The organism is Shewanella sp. DW31 (assembly GCF_015767295.1).
Classification (GTDB): domain Bacteria; phylum Pseudomonadota; class Gammaproteobacteria; order Enterobacterales; family Shewanellaceae; genus Shewanella; species Shewanella oncorhynchi.
The window spans coordinates 139741-158834 of the sequence record NZ_JADWMP020000006.1; the positions used below are offsets into that span (position 1 = coordinate 139741).

The 19094-nt window shown below is 44.9% G+C and carries 13 protein-coding genes; 7 read left to right on the forward strand and 6 right to left on the reverse strand.

Translation table 11 applies throughout. From position 1 onward, the window contains the following. Window positions 1-51 precede the first annotated feature (51 nt). Together GWI56_RS07365 and GWI56_RS07370 are read left to right on the forward strand one after the other, a co-directional pair. Entirely contained in the window at window positions 52-7149 is a 7098-nt protein-coding gene (locus GWI56_RS07365; RefSeq protein ID WP_198572551.1) for an FG-GAP-like repeat-containing protein, read from the forward strand. Between the two features lie 2 nt (window positions 7150-7151). Next, complete coding sequence (locus GWI56_RS07370; protein WP_198572552.1) at window positions 7152-7619, forward strand: hypothetical protein; 468 nt, start codon at window positions 7152-7154, stop codon at window positions 7617-7619. Window positions 7620-7791: 172 nt separating this feature from the next. Here the strand turns inward: GWI56_RS07370 and GWI56_RS07375 are convergent, their stop codons facing one another. From GWI56_RS07375 to radC, 6 genes are all read right to left on the reverse strand, one after another. Next, window positions 7792-8514, reverse strand: coding sequence for a lecithin retinol acyltransferase family protein (locus tag GWI56_RS07375; protein ID WP_198572553.1), 723 nt, complete (start codon window positions 8512-8514; stop codon window positions 7792-7794). Between the two features lie 148 nt (window positions 8515-8662). Beyond that, entirely contained in the window at window positions 8663-9223 is a 561-nt protein-coding gene (locus GWI56_RS07380; protein WP_198572554.1) for a tyrosine-type recombinase/integrase, read from the reverse strand. A gap of 122 nt (window positions 9224-9345) precedes the next feature. Next, window positions 9346-9759 (reverse strand): DUF2787 domain-containing protein, encoded by a 414-nt coding sequence (locus GWI56_RS07385; RefSeq protein ID WP_198572555.1) that lies wholly within the window; start codon window positions 9757-9759, stop codon window positions 9346-9348. A 143-nt stretch (window positions 9760-9902) separates the two neighbouring features. Further along, on the reverse strand, window positions 9903-10283 hold the full coding sequence (locus GWI56_RS07390; RefSeq protein WP_198572556.1) for a type IV toxin-antitoxin system YeeU family antitoxin: 381 nt from the start codon (window positions 10281-10283) through the stop codon (window positions 9903-9905). A 137-nt stretch (window positions 10284-10420) separates the two neighbouring features. Continuing rightward, window positions 10421-10783: a hypothetical protein gene (locus GWI56_RS07395; protein ID WP_198572557.1), complete on the reverse strand. Its 363-nt coding sequence runs from the start codon at window positions 10781-10783 to the stop codon at window positions 10421-10423. 43 nt (window positions 10784-10826) lie between these two features. Next, window positions 10827-11318 carry a DNA repair protein RadC gene (gene radC / locus GWI56_RS07400; RefSeq protein ID WP_206766017.1) on the reverse strand — a complete coding sequence of 164 codons (492 nt, stop codon included), beginning with the start codon at window positions 11316-11318 and terminating at the stop codon, window positions 10827-10829. 133 nt (window positions 11319-11451) lie between these two features. Here radC and GWI56_RS07405 point away from each other — a divergent pair, with 133 nt between their 5' ends. From GWI56_RS07405 to csy2, 5 genes are all read left to right on the forward strand, one after another. Next, window positions 11452-11649, forward strand: a complete 198-nt coding sequence (locus GWI56_RS07405; protein ID WP_037459496.1) for an AlpA family transcriptional regulator — start codon at window positions 11452-11454, stop codon at window positions 11647-11649. A gap of 842 nt (window positions 11650-12491) precedes the next feature. After that, entirely contained in the window at window positions 12492-13541 is a 1050-nt protein-coding gene (gene cas1f, locus GWI56_RS07410; protein WP_198572558.1) for a type I-F CRISPR-associated endonuclease Cas1f, read from the forward strand. Next, entirely contained in the window at window positions 13538-16912 is a 3375-nt protein-coding gene (gene cas3f / locus GWI56_RS07415; protein ID WP_198572559.1) for a type I-F CRISPR-associated helicase Cas3f, read from the forward strand. Before cas1f ends, cas3f begins: the two co-directional genes overlap by 4 nt. Window positions 16913-16926: 14 nt before the next feature. Next, complete coding sequence (locus GWI56_RS07420) at window positions 16927-18207, forward strand: type I-F CRISPR-associated protein Csy1 (RefSeq protein WP_198572560.1); 1281 nt, start codon at window positions 16927-16929, stop codon at window positions 18205-18207. Next, complete coding sequence (gene csy2 / locus GWI56_RS07425; RefSeq protein WP_198572561.1) at window positions 18204-19091, forward strand: type I-F CRISPR-associated protein Csy2; 888 nt, start codon at window positions 18204-18206, stop codon at window positions 19089-19091. Before GWI56_RS07420 ends, csy2 begins: the two co-directional genes overlap by 4 nt. Window positions 19092-19094 lie beyond the last annotated feature (3 nt).

A 19094-nucleotide genomic window follows, 5' to 3' on the forward strand; every position in this document is an offset into this window, starting at 1 on the left:
TAGGTTTTCATAGGGGTTACAACGCGTTATTGCTGTTTCAAATGGAGCTTGATGATGTATACCAATCCCCTCAAAACCCTATTATTTTTCCTCACACTCACCACCACTTTCTCTATTTTCGCAGATACCGAAACAGTGGCGTTAACAGGCGCTTTCCGTGTCAATGAGATGGGAGCTGCAACCTATTCTTTGCCTATAGATGCTTCTGCTGGGCGAGGTGGAATGAAGCCCTCCGTGGCGATTTCTTATTCATCCTCTGGAGGGGACGGTTACTTAGGCTTAGGTTGGGGAGTACAAGCGTCATCTGCGATAACTCGCTGCCCTAAAACCATTGAGCAAGATGGATTCCTTCAGGGCGTGCAATTAAAAGACACCGATAGTTTCTGTTTAGATGGACAGCGTTTAATGCTCGTGAGTGGCCAAAATGGCATCGATGGCGCTCAGTACCGAAAAGAAATTGATGATGCCTCTGTCATTACCGTAGTAGGTCAGGCCAATGGCGGTGGCCCTGGTGCATTTAAGGTTGAGACCAAAGCTGGTGAGACATTTTATTTCGGCGATGCGTATACGCAAGCTGGCAAAAACTTCGTTACGGCTTCTAATACAAACAACCATGATGATTCATATCAAGTTGCGCTAAGTAATGGCAATGAGGTCATTCATTCTTGGAGCTTGAAAGCCATTGAAGACGTAGTTGGCAATTACATCAGCTTCCATTATGTTAAAAACAATGAAGAACAGTATTTATCCAGCATCGATTACTCGGGGCATGCTAACGGTGCATTACCCTATAAAAAGGTCAGCTTTGAATATACCGATCGCCCTTTTCCTAAAAAGGGCATCGTTTACGGCTCAGCCGTATCACAGACAAAGTTACTCAATAAAATTGTTCTATCAACAGATAATCAAATTGAGCAAACGTATTACCTAACCTATAAACTAGCGACGTCATTGGCTGAGTTTAACTATCTCGATAGCATCCAAGCTTGTGTTGGAACGAATAACGCGGATTGCACAAGTGTTATTCAGTTTGATTGGGAGCGGAGCAGTGCACCACAATCGCCGACCTATAGGCCTTACACAGGCATTCTTCCTGCAAAAAATCTAAACATTCCTTCTGGTGAGAATTTAACCGCCAATATTTTTGATATGGACGGTGACGGGCTGGCAGATATTGTTTATGTCAGAAGTGGTACTTGGTACAAGCGCTCTATTGCGTCAGGTGTTGAGACGCAAATGACAAGCATAGGTGCATCTCAACATGCTTATGCTCAAACTATCGATTTTGACGGCGACGGGCAACGCGACTTACTTGTCGCTGCAAGCAACACCTCTCCTTGGCAAGTACTCTCTTTCAAGCCGTCAGAAGAAAAGACCAGAGATTGTGAGCCTGATGGTCGTGGGGGGCAGCTTTGCATTGATAGCACACGTACAGTGCAATACACCCAAACATCTTTAGGGCGAACAGCGATTGGTTTGAACGGCAGTGCGATGGTCGCCGATGTGAATGGTGATGCCTTAGAGGATATCGTGTTTCTCGATGCAGGCCAGATTAAGTGGTACAAAAACTTGAGCGGCGGGAGTTTTGCTGCTGCGGAGAGTTTGTTTACGTTCCCAACAGGGAGTGATGCAAGTCCAGGTATACCGCGTATAAATCATACGGCAAAAGGCTTTGAATCAAGTGCACTGTTAGATGTCAACGGTGATGGTTTGACTGACCTCATTCTTAAAGTAAAGAAGACCGTTAGCTACTGCTCTACTGGGATGGGGCTTATTTATGATATTTCACAGTCCGAGTGTGTTGCAGATTTTAATGGTCGCTGGGGACAAAATATCACGGATAACTGGATACTTTATGTATCAACAGGTAGCGGGTATAAAGAACAGCAAATTATCACCATCACATCGGGGATGGATACCTTACGGGCAGCTGATTTTAATGGCGATGGGCTAACTGATATTGCCTATGTCAGTGGTAATCAGTGGTATATCCAATTATCGGATGGCACTGCGTTTCTACCATCAATCAATACAGGGATAACGACTGACGCAGATAAGAAGTTGAACACCTATTTTATTGATATTATGGGTAATGGTCGTGCTGATATTCTTGCTAAATCAGAGTCGCTCAAATCGACACTCTACATGTCTGAGCCAAGTTCAATCAGAGGTGTCTCATCTTGGAAAGCATCCGGGATAATAGACCATGTCATTAATGAACGTTTGTTCTTTGCAGATATTGATGGTGCAGGCAAATTGGACATTGTCGCTAACGCCGGCGGTTGGTTTCGCTACGCTCCCGTCTCACCCAAATACAACAATACTATCAAAGCTATTACGGATGGCTTTGGGGTGACGACTAACATCAGTTATGCCTATTTAACTGAGCAGTTTAATGGTCAAAGCCGGGTATACAAAACCCAAACCTCCAGTAATGTTGATCATTCAAAAAACTTCTCTATCATCGCGCCACTGCAAGTCGTTGCTGAAGTAAGCACACAGGCAAGTAGTACCGGTAGTGTCAGTGTTACTTACGAATATGGTGGATTACTCGTTAACCGTTTAGGGCGAGGTGGTGCAGGTTTTGAATTACTGAGAACCATTGACAACCAATCTAAGGTTGTTACTGAAACCATGTATGACCAGATATTTCCACGTATTGGGTTACCTATTGCCTCCAAGCAAAGTTACCAATCGCAAGCATTATCAGAGGCAAGAACCAGTGTTGATTTTGTGCGCGATAGCTATGGGGTATATCGGCAAACCAGCATGAACAGTACTGACATTACTCGTCAATACGGAACGGATAATGTGGTTCGTGAACTTACGCAAGTTGATACTCAAAATAGTTATGATGATGCCGGGAATATTCTCAGCAGTGAGGTGGTTACTCGTGACTTACAAACCAACACTGTCGTCTCTACTGTTTCTATCATCAGCGAATACAACGGTGCGGGAGGTGGCGTCAGTAAGGGGCGGCTGAGTCATTCTGTCGTGACAAAGTCTCGAGCAGGTCAACGAGATAATGTCCCTGATATCACCAATGAGAGTAGTTTTACGTATTATGAAAATGGCTTAATTAAAGATTCCATTATTTCGCCTAATGACAATCGTTATAAAGTCACTACCTCTATCACCTATGATGTTTATGGCAATAAAACTTCAGAATCGATCACTGCAGGCACTAAGGCTGATGGTTCTGATCCCCAAACACGTAGCAATTACAGTACCTATGATGCGAGAGGACGCTATTTAAAAACCTCTACCAATCCCCTTGGTGATACGGCAACCTATGGTTATAACGGCACAACGGCCGATAGTGTTACTGGGTTGATTACTAAAGTCACGCTAACGGATGCAAATGGCCAAAGTTTGACTAAGACCTCTGATAAATGGGGACGGCCTGTCGGTGAGTTAACGCCAGATGGCGTATTAACCCAAATCAGCTACCAATCTTGTAGCAGCGGTGGATGTTCTTTGTTTGCTGATGGTTACCTTTTGACGACCACATCAAAAGCCGGAACGCCGAGTGCAAGTGTAATTACCGACAAATTTGGGCGCACGGTCGGTAATTTGCTGGTGGGATTTGATGGTAAGACGATTGCCACTGCAAAAGAATATGATGGATGGGGTCGTCCAATTAAAGACTATGAGCCTCGGTACGATGCCGTATCCACGTATTTTACTGAGCTTAGGTATGACGGTTTTGGCCGAGTCATTGCGCAAGTCAATCCTGATGGTGGTGAAACATTAAATGACGTGCAAGGTTTTGAATCTCTGACCATTGACCCGTTAGGAAATCAAACATCCGTGGTCGTGGATGCCCTTGGGCTTCAGTCTGTTGTAACTGATGCCTTAAATAACCAGTTGCATTTTGTCTATGATGCATCGGGAAATTTACTCAAGTCTTATGTGTCGGGTAATGGTACCGAGATTGTCAGGACGCAGCTGATTTATGACGATTATGGTCGTAAAACCACCTCAATTGATGTTGATAAGGGAACATGGCGATATACCTATAATGCATTTGGGGAACTGCTTTCTCAGACGAATGCCAATAGCCATTCTACTTTCTTCTACTATGACACACTCGGGCGGCAAATGCGTCGAACTGAGCCAGAAGGCACCTCTTGCTGGGTATATGGTACTAAAGCGGCTAAAAATGCGGGCTTATTGGTTGCTGAAAAACGTTATGACACCATTGTAAGCGATTGCAGCGCGGCAGGTGCTGTACATCAAAAGACCACGAACTATGATGAATTGGGGAGGTTAAAATCCACAACCACCACGATAGGTGCATCGAGTTATACCTCAAGTGTCAACTACGATACCCTTGGGCGAGTCGCTGAACAAAGCTATCCTGAAAATCTGCTTACCGTTGTTAACCATTACAATGAGTCTGGCTATTTGTATAAACGTACCGACAAGGCGACGGGTATAGCCTATCAAACCATCGATAAAATGAATGCTAAAGGTGGTGTTGAAAAGGTTATCTATGGCAATGGTACAGAGGAATTAACCGCTTATGATGAAAAGTTGGGGTGGGTGAAAAGCATTCAGTTAACAAGCCCCGGCGAAATGCTTCACGATTTAGAATACGTCTTTGATGGTGTTGGTAATCTTACTCAACGCAAACACAAATTGTCTTCAGCATCAACGACATTTGCAGAAACTTATAGTTATGATGACCTTCATCGTCTATATAGGCGAACGAAAAGTGTTGACTTAGACAACATTATTTTACCAAGTGAAGTAAGTACTCTTCAATATGACGATTTTGGGAATCTCACTTCAAAAACAGGGGTAGGTACTTATCGTTATGATGCGACTAATCCTTATCGCTTATTAGATATTTGTGGTGAAGGAGGCTGCGGCACACCTGAAACAACACCCGCAAGTAAATCCTGCCCAACGGGTTATGCACTCAATGCGGCTGGTACAACCTGCCAAAAGAATGAATCGCAATCCGCATCGCTAAGTTACAACTATAGTTGCCCAAGCGGCTACAGCCTTTCGGGAACGACATGTTCGAAAACTGAAACGAAAGTGGCACAGGTTAAAACCGAACAAAGTTGCTCTCGAGGGGGAACCTTAAATACCGCTACGGGCAAGTGTTCTCGACGTTTTAGTTTTACAGGGTTAACTAAGCCATCTGGAGCAGGAGTTGTTTGTGATAACGGTGAACCTATGGGCGGTGGACGACGCCTTTGGGATTGCACCGAAACTTATCAATCAACCGCTAAGCAAGTATATAGTTGTGAAGCGGGTTGGACTGTCAGTGCTACTAACTGCACTCGTACCTTGTCTCAGGCCGCTACTCAAATACCAGTCTATTCCTGTCCCGCAGGTTGGTCTGTTTCAGGGAGTGCTTGCAATCGTACACTCACCGCGTCTATCACCTACAGCTGCCCTGCGGGTTGGACGCAAAATGGCGCCCAGTGCAGTCGTGCGCGTCAAGCCAGCTACGCGATGGTCTATGATAAGAACGGCAATATCACCAATGATGGCACCAGAACGCTTACTTATAGTTCCTACGATTTGGTCACCAATATTGCTAAAGGTAACGAATCCAGTCGGTTTAAATATGACGCCGCAAGACAGCGTTATGAACGCTATGATGTCAAATTGGAAGACGGGGTTTTAGCCTACTACACCACCTATTATGTCGATGGTGCTTATGAAAAAGTAGTGCGTACCGGCGGTGGTAAAGCTGCGCTCACCGAGCAAAAACTGTATGTGGGTAATTTGGTCATTACTAAACGCAGTAACAATAGCACGGATAGTTTCTTGTATTTGCATAAAGACCATCAAGGTTCTACTACGACCATTACGGATGCGGCAGGCAACAGTGTTCAGCAGTTTGTTTATGACCCTTGGGGTAAACAAACCGCAGTATTTGATACTGGGTTATTGGCCAACTATACCACTCCAGCCACCACTAAAGGTTATACCGGTCATGAGCATATTAGTCATTTGGATTTAATCCATATGAATGGTCGTATCTATGACGCGACTATCGGGCGCTTTATGCAAGCAGACCCGTTCATTCAAGCGCCAAGCGATACGCAAAGTTATAACCGTTATAGCTACGTGAAAAATAACCCCATGAGCTATACCGACCCCAGTGGCTTTTTCTTTAAGCGTCTTTATAAAGCGTTGATGGATATTGGAGGGGTGACTTTTATTCATCGACAGATTGCCAAAGTGGAAGGGCTTGGTTCGGCAATTCAAATTGGCCTAAATTATATTCCATTTTTTGGACAGTTGGCGTCAGCACACTTTGCCTTTGATGCTTCATTTGTCGCTACGGGGAGTTTAAGTTCAGCCTTTAAATCTGGTGCAATATCTTACGCAGCTTCAAGCTTGGCAACTAGTGGAATTAACGGTGTTGAAGGCTTTGTTGTTAGAGGTGTGGCTGGTGGTATTTTCAACGTTGTTCAAGGAGGGGAGTTCGGTCATGGATTTATCGCCGCTGGTGTTGGGATGCTTGGAGCTCAAGGTGCCAACGCTTTGGGTATTTCAGGATTTATGGGGCAAACCTTGGCTGCTGCTATTATCGGAGGAACAGCCTCACAGCTAAGTGGCGGTAAATTTGCGAATGGAGCCGCATCAGCAGCGTTTGCAATGATAGCGCATAGAATAGGTAATACTGTTAGTACCGGAGGGAGGAACACAAATAAAAATAAGATTGATAAGGCTGGAGCTGAGGATGCAATAGCAAAATTAAAAGCAGACAAAAAAATAAATACGGTGAAATCTTTTGATTCCTCAGATGACGCAGCGAGAGAAGTTTTGGGTTTGGTATCTCCAATATCAAAGGCATTTAATGTAGAAATTGGAGGTAGTATTTACCATGATAGACTGGGATACCATTATAGTTCCCCAGTAGTAGGCAGTTCGACCTCTGTCAATATAACTTTTGGTTTGGATGGATACCATACGCATCCAAATGCATTTTTTGAATTTTCAAATAGCCATAATGCTGAAAGTGGTGGTTCAGGAGATGTTGGCTGGTTAAATGATTCGAGAAATAGGAACGTAACATTGTATCTAGGAACGCAAATTGGCGGTAAAACTTTTATAGGAAGCTGTACTGCAGCAACTTGCTTTGATAGTCCATATAGAACTGAACCCAGTAAGGTATTGTAACTATGCGTTTTATTTTATTAATAATTATTCTTATGTTTCAACTTGGTTGTGCGGACCAGAGGGCTAGGCCATTTTTAGATCCATTTCCGCCACTAATCGCTTCTTGCTTGAATGCATATAGTACCAGTGGCGATGACGGACAAGATATTGAAGATATTGACCGAGTTTTTGTTGTGTATGTTGATAAAGGTAAATTTGTGGATATCTTTTTCTCTCATGGCGATACTGGCTCTTTTGACAAAAAAAAAGATGACTACAAAGGCATTTTATCTTGCAGTGGTATTTTAGATGGGGGGTTCAATATTTATCAGCTTCGTGACCCTTATGGATCTGCGTATTTTATCGATAAACCTGGTATTGGTAAGGGTGTTATCAATGTGGATACTTGTGGAATAGCAAGAGAACGAATGTATCTCTTTGAGTCAGGAAAGTTAAATTATCAGGGAGAAAAGATTTTTGATTGCCATTAATAAAGTTAAACTGTTTAAATTGCAGATGGACGTTATTTTCCCTATAGGGTTATTTTAAACTGCAAAAACACATGCAAACCGAGCGGTTTTATCTCCACGGGATAACCAGATTCGGTTTGCATGTGTTTTTGCCTTAAGGTTTACTTTGTGAGTTTTAGACCGACGATACGGCTTAGGACCTTAGCCAGTGCCATGCATCGGCTATTAGCTCTGCACCGGCTTTTACGCCATTGATGCCCACTTCTGCTGTCATCAGCATGGTGTTTAAGCCGGTTTCTAAACTGCCGGTGACGAGTTTGATCCCTGCATCGGCAATCTCACCTTGGCTTAAGCAATCATAACTCTCACCCAGGGTTTGCGTGGTGCCTTTTAGTAGGCATTCAGCAGGCTTAGCAACAAGATCCCCTGGCGTCCCTAGGAGCGTGTTGAGGTTGTCGGGTAGCCCTAGGTATTCGCCAGTCATTTTTACTGCGGTAGAGGCTAACACGACGTTTGCGACGGTTCCCGTGGCCAGCTTTGAAGCAGTACTTCCCAGTAAGCCTGCTCTGGCAGAGCCTTGCAGGGCAACGTGAGTGAGATTACTGACTTGATTGGAGGTGCTGGTTCTTTCTAAGCATTCGTTGACGAACTGCTCACAATTGTTCGTAGCAACGCCGTATGAGGTATAACCCAGTTGACTGCGTGCAAGCTCAATAGCTTGATGGGGAAACAGGCTGGACTTTTTCACTCTGATCTTATGGCCACCATCAAATTGCTGCAGATCGATTTCTTCGATGATGCCCTGTTTAGATAAGTGAATGACATTGCCATGGCCAACATACAGGCCATGGTGTTCGGTTAAGCCAAGAAAATCGATATTGGTGACGAGATGATCGCCAGGTTGTAATGCTTGCATGAATGTTTCCTTAGCCAAGGTTCTATCATTGCGACGCGCCATTACGCCATGCTGACTTAAGCTAGCTGTAGGTTGTTCGCGTTGATGGTCTATTGGCTGTGTGGGGGGATTAAAGGGGAGACGCTATTCAGTAAGTGATAAGCGCGGGTTAGATTTCCAGTTCGACAAAGTCCTTATCGATATCGTCCTGCTCAATACCGATATACCGAAGGGTGGTTTCTTCGGCGCTGTGCCTGAGCATCTTCATTACTCGACCAATATCTTTGGTTTGTTGATATAGCAGATAGCCACGGGTTTTGCGCATCGAGTGGGTGCCTAAGGCGATTTTGAGTTCTTCACCAATCATCGCCAGGGCGCGGCAAATATAGCGGCGTGACAAAGGCGCGGGTTTGATGTTTTTCGCTCGTTGATTGCGGTAAGACTGAAACAGGTAAATGTGATTCGGATGCTCACGCGCAATTCGCTGTATCCGTTCCATCGTTTTCGAGTTGAGCTTGATATTGGCGATTTTGCCGGTTTTGGATTCCTTAATGATGAGTCTGTCGCCGTGGATATCACAGAACTTAATCGAGAGTAAGTCAGAGATCCTAAGGGCGAGATTAAGGCCGATATTCCACACATCGGCCAGTTGCTGGCTAAACTGTCTTTCGAGCAGATAGCTGATAAGCTTAACGGTGTCTTGATCTTTAACGGCTTGAACTTCAGGCATGGTCATGTTCCTCTTTTTTGCTATAGCGTGGTTTTGGGAACTCTCATCACTGAAAGCCCCGTGGCACAAGGGTTTGACTGTTCCCGTTTTAGGATTCTGGGAACTTCATTTGGCTAAGTGGGTTAATCCAAACTGACCTTCACCTTGTAAACGCCCATATCGAAATAAGTGGCAAAGTTTTGGGTAAATAAATCGATTAATGCTTTGCATTCCCGCTCACCAATCCAGCCACTAAACAAGCTATAGACCTGCTTACTGTTAAAGCAGATATCGATGTCTTTGACGAGTTCAGGGAAGGGATGACCGCGAAAAGCAAAGTCGGTGACGTAGACTAAACGCCAGTGCTCTTGCTGTTTCTCAAGCCGGACTTCGACAGGATGAAAGCCACCATCTTCGGCGCTGTAATCTGGATCTCTAAAATTGAGCGTGATCGCATTGGCATCTTTTGGATCGACGTCAGCCAGTTCCTTTTCAATGACTTGGTAAAAACGATTAGGCATTAATGGCAGTTGGTTACGGTTAATGATTAACTTCATGGGATATTCCTTCTTTGATTTACGCGCACACGCAAGAGCCTAGGAGCTAAAACTCCTGGGCTCTTGCTGTTTGCTGGTGGGGTAAAAATTGCGTGAAACGAGTCTGATGGAGCGTGATGAGGTATTTAGGATGCGCTTTGGTGCTACAAGGTTATTGAAGGGCTGTGTGTTAATGCGGGTAGTGGTTTGTCAGCGGTTTGATAGACAGCAATATACAAATAACCATGGTTGCCTAATGTATCGGCCTCACAGGTAAAGTCATCGTACTCAATGGTGACGCAGTGCTGCTCTCTTGCATCGATCTCACCGGTGACGACTAATCGCTCAAGTTGTTTAACTAATTTTGGGAAAGCGTGATTGAAGCGTTTGCGTACTTCAGGGGAAAACTCACCGACAAAACTTGCTCTGTCATTGAGATAATCCAAATGCAGACCACGCAAAATCAGTCTCGCACCAAAGCGGGGAGATACTTTACGGGGCAGACCCCAGGCGTGCTCAATATCAAAAAGTTTTAGGGTTGTCATAGGAACCTCTATGGTTGAAAGGGTGAAACTTTGGGAGTGGGTTGTTTGTTAGCTGGCGAGCTAAAACAGCTATAAATACAAGTGGCTAATACAAGTGATTAGTGGACTAGATGACACGTAGGTAACGGCTTGCAAAATTAGGTATGGACGCTCCAATGGGGTTGCTCATTGCTGCCATGGTTAAAGTACACGCCGTTGGTCACCCGTTGCCATTCACCCATAGGCACTCCATACGCATCACAGGGGCAAACATAGCGGCAGAAGGCAATCTCCTTAGGCAAGTGCTCAACTACATCACGGTGAAAAACACTCAATACGGTTTTATGCAGCTTTGGATTAGGTGCCACAATTGGCTTGCCAATCACTTGGCCCATGGCATTAAGTGGCCGCACAAACATCGGCAAAATCAGTTCAATCGCCAAACGGTTACGCAGTTCAGGAAAAGCGGCGCAGGCCTCGGCAACACAGGCCTGTGAAAAGCTGTCGGTAAATTCAATCATGTTGGACTCCTTGGGAGGGATGAAAAGCGGCTTGAATGCGGGGCTAGAGTAAGCCTCGCTCAGCAAAGGACACTGGCGTGCGGCCAACCACAATATGGTCAAGCACTCGCACATCAATAAGTCCCAATGCATCGGCTAACCGTTTAGTGATGTTTTTATCTGCAACCGAAGGCTCAGATTCGCCGGATGGATGGTTATGGGCAAAAATCACCGCTGCCGCATTGACGGCCAACACCGCCTTAACCACTTCTCGGGGATAAACACTGGCAGCATCTAAAGTGCCAAAGAATAACTCTTTAAACTCGAGTAATTGATGCTGATTATCGAGCAGCATCACCGCAAACACCTCCCGCTCATATCCTCCAAGTTTGTAAGTTAAAAAATCCTTAGTGGCTTGAGGGTTGGTGTAGGCGTCCTTCTTTACATAGCGTTCGGCAATGATATTGGCGGCAGAGGCAAGAACCTCTTCGGTCGTTTGTGGCCAGTGACTCACGGAGTTGGTAACTGGTTCTATGTGCGTCGTTTTTGTTGACATATCTGACTCCTTGAAAGCGTTAATGGGCTTATGCAAAGGAGTGATATATATCTGAAAGGATTTGGAAATCGAGAAAAAAGTTAAAAATTACTAGAAGGACATATGTGATGAGACAATAACCGAGAAACTCATCATGAAACTAATTCGCCTTACAAAAGTTATGGATTACACAGGACTAGCGCGTTCCACTATCTACAAGTACATCGCAGAAGGAACATTTCCCAGACCTGTGTCACTCGGTAGCCGAGCTGCCGCTTGGGTAGAAAGTGAAGTGCAAGAATGGATTTTAACAAGAATAGAGGAGCGAGATGCCCAAAGTGCAACAGTTTAAGCCCATATCAACATCCGTTTTACTGCACATTAATTAACTTCAGAATATCCCTTACAACCTCCCGCCTTCAAAGGCTAAGAGTGTCCTCCATTACTAGATTGAAATGCTTTTTCTTGGCTGAATCCCTCTATAAGTAAGCCTATGAGCAATAACTAAAAATAACCTAACTAAACTAAGGGAACGACCGAAAAGAAGCTAGGGTAAGGACAAAATTCAGAGCTTACAGAACTTGCTTAGTTACTATTCCTAGAACACTACCAGCCTAGCAATCACGATGCATTAAGCACTGGAATGGTAAAGATAATTCAAACAGGGCACTCACTGACGTATAGACAAGCGCATCGCCCTCACCGGCATGCGCCTGTCTTGTCGCCCTGATGATCAACACAAGAGGTTGAGACATCCATCCCTTAGTTCTTCATCTTCAAAGCGGTTAACTCCAGCTATGTTTCAAAAGACGAAGAGAACGTATTTACATGGCCAAATTACCTGAAAAGAAAATCTGCAAAGGCTTTGAAGAGACCGAAGGGATACTTCCAGACAGCTTATACACGGCCACTTTTTCCACCCAAGGCAGTCTCACTTTGTAGTGGAACTGCAGCATGGATAGAAAGTGCTGTGCAGGAATAGATTTTGGAGAGGATAGGAGTAAGAGATTGTTAACTTAAAGAATTTGAATATGACCTAATAAGTTAAGTCTTAAATGAAATCAGTGATTAGGGATATCGGTTTAGAGATGATTTAGTTGCTAAATATGACGTAGGTGTCACAACAACGTTATGGTGAGTAAGCGCTTATGAATGTAGTATGTGTTTGAAACGGAGAGCATACTAAGGTTTTTTATGGATGATTTTTCACCTTCTGATTTAAAAACAATTCTGCACTCAAAGCGCGCCAATATGTATTACTTGGAATATTGCCGTGTGATGCAAAAAGATGGCCGTGTGCTCTATTTGACCGAAGCTGACAAAGAAAACCTCTACTTCAATATTCCGATTGCCAACACCACAGTACTGATGCTTGGAAACGGTACCTCAATTACTCAAGCCGCGATGCGTATGCTCTCACAGGCAGGCGTATTGGTTGGGTTTTGTGGTGGCGGTGGCACGCCACTGCATATGGCTTGTGAGGTGGAATGGTTTGCGCCACAGAGCGAATATCGCCCGACAGAATACCTACATGGCTGGCTTTCATTCTGGTTTGATGACGACAAACGCTTGGCCGCCGCGAAGCAATTTCAAAACGCGCGGATTGATTACTTGCAGCGCGTTTGGCGATCAGACCGAGAATTGACTATTGAAAAATTTAATCTGCAAGATGAAGTGATAAAGCAATCCCTTGCAACTTTCCACCAGCGTACCGAAGCCGCGAGTAAACAATCCGAGCTGTTGCTCACGGAAGCACAACTCACCAAAGCGCTATACAAGTATGCAGCCAATAGCACAGGCAAAGACGGTTTTACTCGCCAGCATCAGCCAGACAAAAAATGCACCGACAAAGCCAACGATTTTTTAAATCATGGCAACTATTTAGCCTATGGACTCGCCGCAAGCTGCTTGTGGGTGCTTGGCATCCCCCATGGTTTTGCTGTTATGCATGGCAAAACCCGAAGGGGAGCCTTAGTTTTCGATGTGGCAGACTTAATCAAAGATGCCATTGTGCTGCCGTGGGCGTTTGTTTGCGCTAAAGAAAACGCCACCGAACAAGAGTTTCGCCAACAAATACTGCAAGCTTTTATCGAGCACAAAGCACTCGATTTTATGTTCGATACAGTGAAAAGTATCGCTCTGCAAGGCCAGACAGAGTCCGAGAATGAACCTGAGATCAAGCCAGAAAAGCACCTAGAGAGTAAGTCAAAGATCGAGCAAGAGAGTGAGGTGAACCCGCGATGATGGTCACCTTTGTCAGTCAATGCGAGAAAAACGCCCTCCAGAAAACCCGTCGCGTACTCGATGCCTTCGCCAACCGAATTGGCGATAACACCTGGCAAACGCTAATCACCGAAGAGGGCTTGTTAACGGTCAAAAAAATGCTGCGTCAAACCGCCAGCCGCAGCACCGCCGTTAGTTGCCACTGGTTGCGTTCCCGCTCCAGAAGTCAATTGTTGTGGGTGGTGGGTAATAAAAAGAAATTTAATGCACAGGGCATTGTGCCAGTTAATAGTACAGAGAAAGACTTAATCAACAGCGACTATGAAAGTGACTGGAAATATCTACCGCTTATCAAAGGTTTGGCTGGGATGGCTGCTTTACTTCATGATTGGGGTAAAGCCTCTTTACTGTTCCAAGAAAAATTAAACCCCGAAAAGAAACCTAAGCATAAAGGTGACCCGCTACGCCATGAGTGGGTATCTTGCCTGCTCTTTCACCAATGGATTTCTTGTCAAACTCACGAACGTCTTGATGAGGTTTGGCTAAACTCACTGATAAATCAAGGCATAGATGAAGCTTGCTTTAATGCCAATGCATTACCAAGAGAAAAGGCGCTAGCCGAATTACCGACAGCGGCAGCTCTAATCGCTTGGTTGATCGTTTCTCATCACCGATTACCGTTGCCAAAAGAAGAGGCTCTATGTAACGACCAACGAGAGTTGGGTAACGCTTCTTTAGAGGAACTGTTGGCTAGAATTACCCCAGCATGGGGCTACGAAAACCGCTTTGATGAGTACAACGCGCTGCTGCCGAAATGTTTTGAGTTTCCGTTAGGGCTACTTTCCAATTCCTCGATTTGGCTTGCTGAGCTAAAACGCCGCGCGAAAGACTTATTACATCACCTGCCTTTACTAGAACAGGCAATGAATGATGGTAGTTGGAGAGGGATTTTACACCATGCAAGGTTGTGCCTGATGTTAGGTGACCACTATTACTCTTCACAACCTAATGATCATCAATGGAAAACGTCGATAGAGCTGTACGCTAACACCGATCCCGTCACCAAAGCGCGAAAACAAAAGTTGGATGAGCACTTAGTGAATGTTGCTAAAGTCGCGGTGAACACCGTGAAGTTACTGCCGTTTTTTGAAACCGAGCCGCTAAAAGCCACCGATCTCAGCGAGCTTGCACCTAAGGCCAACACGCCTAAAGCATTCCGTTGGCAAGACAAAGCGGTACGCAAAATCAATGAGTGGCGTGAACACACGGAAGATAAAAGCCAAGGCTATTTTGTGGTGAACATGGCCAGTACCGGTTGTGGCAAAACCATCGCCAACGCCAAAATTATGCAGGCGTTATCTGAAGATGGTGAAAGTCTACGTTTTATTCTGGCACTTGGCTTGCGCACACTCACTTTGCAAACCGGTGACGAATACAAAGAACGGCTCAAACTGCAAGAGAGCGACTTGGCAGTACTTATAGGCTCTAAAGCCATTTCAGAGTTACATAAATCGGGCAAGACGGTTGAAAAAGACGACATTGAACCTGAACAAGCTGACGCTGGTTCTGAGTCTTTGGAGAGTCTGCAAGATGAAAACGATGTTCTGGATTGGCAAGGTGTGTTGCCTGAAGAAGAACTCACGACCGTTTTAACCAAAGAAAAAGATCGTCAACTACTGTATGCCCCAGTACTGGTGTGTACCATCGACCACATGATGGCCGCGACCGAAACCAAACGTGGTGGGCGTTATATACTGCCTTGCTTGCGTTTAATGTCATCGGACTTGGTGATTGATGAAATTGACGATTTCACGGGCGACGATCTGATTGCGATTGGTCGATTAGTGCATTTGGCTGGCATGCTGGGGCGCAAAGTGATGATTTCCTCGGCAACCATACCACCAGATTTAGCACTTGGTTTATACAATGCCTATCGTCAAGGGTGGGCAGTGTTTGCTGCCAGTCGTGATCGAGCCAGCAGTATTAATTGTGTTTATGTCGATGAATTTAGTACCGACGCACAGATGGTGGGCTGTAATGATCTAGATTTAGCTGCCTATGAAGTGTTCCAACAAAGCTTTGTTTTTAAACGCGTTGGTAAACTAATACAGCAAGGCGCGAGGCGAAAAGCCGATATTATTCAATGTATTAAACAGAATGAGCTACCGCTAGATAAACAGTATTTCGAGATAGTTAAGCAAGCGGTTTGGGATAAACACCAGCACCACAATACGTTAGAGCCAGAAAGCCAAATATGGGTGTCTTTTGGCGTGATTCGAGTTGCCAATATTCAACCTTGCGTTGAATTAACCCAATATCTACTCAGCTGTGATTGGCCACAAGATACCGAAGTGCGCTGCATGGCTTATCACAGCCAGCAAGTTATGTTGCTGCGTCATGCGCAAGAAAAGCATTTGGATGAAGTACTCAAACGCAAAGAGAAAGCGGGTGACCTGCCTAATGCTTTTGCTCATCCAGTGATTAGTGAACACCTAACTGCTTGCCAAGCGAAAAACCTGATTTTTATTCTGGTTGCGACCCCTGTTGAAGAAGTCGGGCGTGACCATGACTTTGACTGGGCGGTGATTGAACCTTCTTCTTTCCGTTCGATTATTCAAATGGCAGGCCGTGTACGCAGGCATCGTGATGGAGAGATTATTGAACCTAATATTGGCTTGTTGCAATACAACGTTAAAGGCTTCAGGGGAGGAGCAGAGCGAGTATTTAATTATCCTGGCTATGAAACAGACAGCGCCACTCAGCTCGCCACTCATGATTTATCCGAGCTGGTGGATGAAAAGTCACTGTTGCAATCGGTCAATGCCATTGTCCGTATTCAAAAGCGATCAGTGCTAGAGCCACACAACAACTTGGCGGATTTAGAGCACTTTGCAACAGCGAAAACCCTTGGCACTGATCAAATTGGCAAACTACAGCAGGCCAATACCAGCCGTCAGGATAGATATAGCCGTAATCGTCGCAACAGCTCGCCGCAGTCATTTTGGAATGAGCATCTACACGGTCATATTCATGGCTACTGGTGGCTTACCGCACTGCCGCAATACTTCAAGCGCTTTCGTAAAAGTGAGCCGACAGTGCAAATCTACTTAGTCAAAAAAGAGCGCGGTATAGAGTTTTGCTTGCGTGAAGTGCAGGGTGGGTTACATCCGATTGAACGCACCTTGAATATTGAACATCAGCCGCTTGCGCCGGAGCATCAACAGAAGCTTTGGTTACAGCGTGATTACAGCGAGTTAGTCAGTTTCTACAGTCCAAGCGTTGAGCTGGAGTTTGCCACGTCAGTGCGGTATGGCGAAATCAGTTTTATCTACAGTGAAGGTAATCAGCAATACAGCTACAACGACCAGCTAGGGTTGGTTAAGGTCAAATAATGGAGGTGAGTAGCATGTTAGACCCAGCAATAGCTACCTTTTTTGCCGAACGTAAAGAAGCATGGCTAAAGAAAAATATCAGTGCAGCAATGCCAGAGACAGAAGTATTGGAAAAGCAGCAGGAGTGTGAGCAAAACTTTCTATTAGTTAATTGGTTGCCTGATGCGGCGCGAAAAATATGCAGTAGAGCGTTAACTACTCATCCAAGTAAATTTAGCCATCCAAGTACAGGCGTTGGAAAAACAAATATTAAAGATGGCACATTTGTAACCCCTGTATTATTTGAAGGAAATCAACGTAATGATGGTTTTGTCAGATCTGGCAATGTGAGATTTGATTTGACTGATTCAGTTGGCGACGCTGGTGCGTTGGCTGCTGAAGATTTCCTTCGCGTTATTCTTTCTGATGGTGTGAGTGTTCTTCAACACATCGAGTCTGAGACTAAAGTAGCTAGAGAACTTTTAACAATTAAAGGTGCTGACTATGAACAACTCAGGTCAAGTTTCTTAGCTATTAAAAGTAAAAGTGAAGGAATATCTACGAACTCAAAAATCAAGCAGGTTTATTTTCCTGTCGCAGATCAACAGTATCACTTATTTTCTTTATTGACCCATTCTGGGCATTTGTTTGAACTCCGACAACGACTCGATGCTCTTCGATTTAGTAATGAAACGAACGAGGCAAGAGAGTGTAAGAAAGTAAATCGATTTCATCCTGCTGGTTACCAAGAAATATTTGACCTAACCACGATAGGATTTGGGGGAACTAAACCTGCAAATATAAGTGTGTTAAACAATAAATTTGCAGGTAAAGCGCACCTTTTGGCCTCTATGCCACCGGAGTTAAAGCCCCACGATATCCGTCTACCTAAAACGGATTTTTTCAAAGAGAGTTTTACTGCTTGGCAAGCGAAAGAGGTGCTTGAAGCACTGCATCGACTCTTTCTCACCGATTACAACAACATCAATATCCGTGATGGGCGCGACTACCGCATTCAGCAATACGTTGATTTGGTGCTTGAAAAAATGTGGCAAGTACGCCTGTTTCTTGAAGAGTATTCAGGTGAATTATCGAGTGCGTTGCCTTTAGAGCAAAAAATCTGGCTCTATCCTGAATTTGCAGAGCAGCGTCATAAGGAAGATGAGTGGCTCGATAAAATCACCCGCCACATTGCGCGTAGCTTAATCAACCACTACTCCCGCAGCAAAGTTATCGCTAATCCCATCACACTTGCTGACCAAGAGCTGCTGGCCTTAGAAAAGGTGGTTGCCAGCAATAAGGAGAACTTGCGATGAATGTATTGATTCTTCCGCATCTAAAAATTCATAACGCCAATGCACTTTCAAGCCCATTTACTATTGGCTTTCCGGCGATGACGGCATGGTTAGGCTTTGTGCATGCCTTAGAACGCAAGCTGAACCAAGCAGGTTTGTCTGAACTAATGCTACACAGTGTCGCTGTGGCTAGCCATCACTGTAATTTGCAAACCCACAAAGGTGAGGGTGACTTTGTTCATTCAATTATCGGTACTGGCAATCCACTCGATAAGGATGGTTCACGCTCGGCATTTATCGAGGAAGCACGCTGCCACTTGGATATATCCCTCGTCATTGAGTGGAGTGGCGATCAGGAGCAAGTTCAGCAGCCAGACTTTACACAGCAGTTGCAAGCAGTGATCGCGACGATGAAAGTCGCAGGAGGCGATGTTCTTTCCGTTGGGAAGCCCTCAATCAAATCTGTGATTACTGAAGATAATACAGCTCAAGTCCTACGCCAATTAATGCCAGGTTATGTGCTGATCGAACGCCGCGATTTAATGATTGAAGCCATGCAGCAAGGCGATGACGCCTTAGATGCGCTGCTCGGCTACCTTTCCGTACATCACCAATGTGAACAGTTTGAAGACCAAAGTGTTGTTTGGCGTAGCCAGCGCAAGACGAGTGGCTGGATTGTGCCGATTGCCACCGGTTTTCAGGGCATTTCACCATTAGGTGAGGCAAAAAATCAGCGAGATCCATCAGTGCCGCATCGCTTTGCCGAAAGTGTGGTCACACTGGGTGAATTTGTAATGGCGCACAAAATCAAACACCTCGATGACATCCTTTGGCAATACCACCCCGATTTAGAAAACGATCTTTACCTTTGTCAGCAAGTTAACGCTATTAACGAACATCAATAAGGA

Bases quoted from the DNA above. Each gene is read 5' to 3' on its own strand.
- GWI56_RS07365 (WP_198572551.1), top strand. From the start codon at position 52: ATGATGTATACCAATCCCCTCAAAACCCTATTATTTTTCCTCACACTC.
- GWI56_RS07370 (WP_198572552.1), top strand. From the start codon at position 7,152: ATGCGTTTTATTTTATTAATAATTATTCTTATGTTTCAACTTGGTTGT.
- GWI56_RS07375 (WP_198572553.1), bottom strand. From the start codon at position 8,514: ATGCAAGCATTACAACCTGGCGATCATCTCGTCACCAATATCGATTTT.
- GWI56_RS07380 (WP_198572554.1), bottom strand. From the start codon at position 9,223: ATGCCTGAAGTTCAAGCCGTTAAAGATCAAGACACCGTTAAGCTTATC.
- GWI56_RS07385 (WP_198572555.1), bottom strand. From the start codon at position 9,759: ATGAAGTTAATCATTAACCGTAACCAACTGCCATTAATGCCTAATCGT.
- GWI56_RS07390 (WP_198572556.1), bottom strand. From the start codon at position 10,283: ATGACAACCCTAAAACTTTTTGATATTGAGCACGCCTGGGGTCTGCCC.
- GWI56_RS07395 (WP_198572557.1), bottom strand. From the start codon at position 10,783: ATGATTGAATTTACCGACAGCTTTTCACAGGCCTGTGTTGCCGAGGCC.
- radC (WP_206766017.1), bottom strand. From the start codon at position 11,318: ATGTCAACAAAAACGACGCACATAGAACCAGTTACCAACTCCGTGAGT.
- GWI56_RS07405 (WP_037459496.1), top strand. From the start codon at position 11,452: ATGAAACTAATTCGCCTTACAAAAGTTATGGATTACACAGGACTAGCG.
- cas1f (WP_198572558.1), top strand. From the start codon at position 12,492: ATGGATGATTTTTCACCTTCTGATTTAAAAACAATTCTGCACTCAAAG.
- cas3f (WP_198572559.1), top strand. From the start codon at position 13,538: ATGATGGTCACCTTTGTCAGTCAATGCGAGAAAAACGCCCTCCAGAAA.
- GWI56_RS07420 (WP_198572560.1), top strand. From the start codon at position 16,927: ATGTTAGACCCAGCAATAGCTACCTTTTTTGCCGAACGTAAAGAAGCA.
- csy2 (WP_198572561.1), top strand. From the start codon at position 18,204: ATGAATGTATTGATTCTTCCGCATCTAAAAATTCATAACGCCAATGCA.